Annotated in this window: 1 protein-coding gene; it reads left to right on the top strand. The window is 44.4% G+C overall.

All coding sequences use genetic code 11. The annotated features are described in order from the left end of the window. A partial coding sequence (locus A3762_RS03595; RefSeq protein WP_068754128.1) for a WS/DGAT domain-containing protein occupies window positions 1-1155 on the top strand: 1155 nt, incomplete at both ends.

Below are 1155 nucleotides of genomic sequence, written 5' to 3'. Positions count from 1 at the left end.
CTTGAAGAACTATCCGCCAAAATACTCAATACACCGCTCGAGCGCCACCAACCTTTGTGGCAAGTTTATTATGTTGACGGTTTAGATAGCGAGTCAGGATACTCCAAGCAACACTTTGCGCTTATCCTCGTTACACACATCTCAGCACTTGACCATTCAACGGGTGAAGACATTCTCAGCCAGCTATTAGATGTCTCTCCGCATGTTCAAAAGCTTACAACACCAGAGCCATGGGTGCCCACTGAACTACCTGAAACAGCATCTTTGATTGAGGCGGCCTATAACACAGCTCTTTCCATTCCATCGAGCATCGCAAACTTGCTCAAAGATACTGCATCTTCAGCGTTTTACAGCGTTCTGTACGAAAAACTGCAGCGTTTAAATCTTCCCTCCGCACTATTAAGCGTAGCGAGCACCCCGCTAAATAAGAAGGTCTCAAGCAAGCGCGTCAGCGACAACTTACGCTTGTCTTTCTCTTCTATTCGCACACTGCGACAAGAGCTCAATAATGTCACGACCAACGACATTCTTATTGGAGTCTGTGCTGAGGCACTTCATAGCTACCTAAAAGATAATAACGCTCTTCCGAAGGCTCCGCTGATTGCACTTTCTCCAATCTCAGTGCGCTCAACAAGCCTTACGTATAAATCTGGAAAACAACTCACTGCTAGTTTGTTTTCGTTAATCACCCATGAATCAAACCCTATTCGTCGAATTCGCCAGATTCATTCGATGGCCACAAGCTCCAATCATTATGACGACGCTATATCTGCGAACAGACTAACCGAGCTTGTACCTAGCAATATGGCCTCACTTTCTGCTCGCGTATACTCAGAATTTTTATTGGCTCAAAAGTTTAAGCCGATGTTCAACCTCCCAATCATCAATATTCCAGGCCCACAATTCCCTCTGTATTTAGAAGAAAACGAACTAGTTTCTTTGTCATGCAGCAGCCCATTGTTTGATGGAATTGGCTTAACGATCACCATCATCAGTTATAACGGCGAATACAATATCAACTGCACCTATTGTCCAGATCGCTTCAACGGAGAGAAGCCATTTTCTCGTTACTTGGAAGAAGCGCTGGAACGTATAGATCAATTGAAACATACAGCACTTGAAGAAAAAGAGGATGAGAGCCGGTCATTTGTAAGC

The organism is Oleiphilus sp. HI0125 (genome assembly GCF_001635355.1).
The sequence above is the reverse complement of the archived record's forward strand: the minus strand, read 5'-3'. Positions and strand labels throughout refer to the sequence as shown.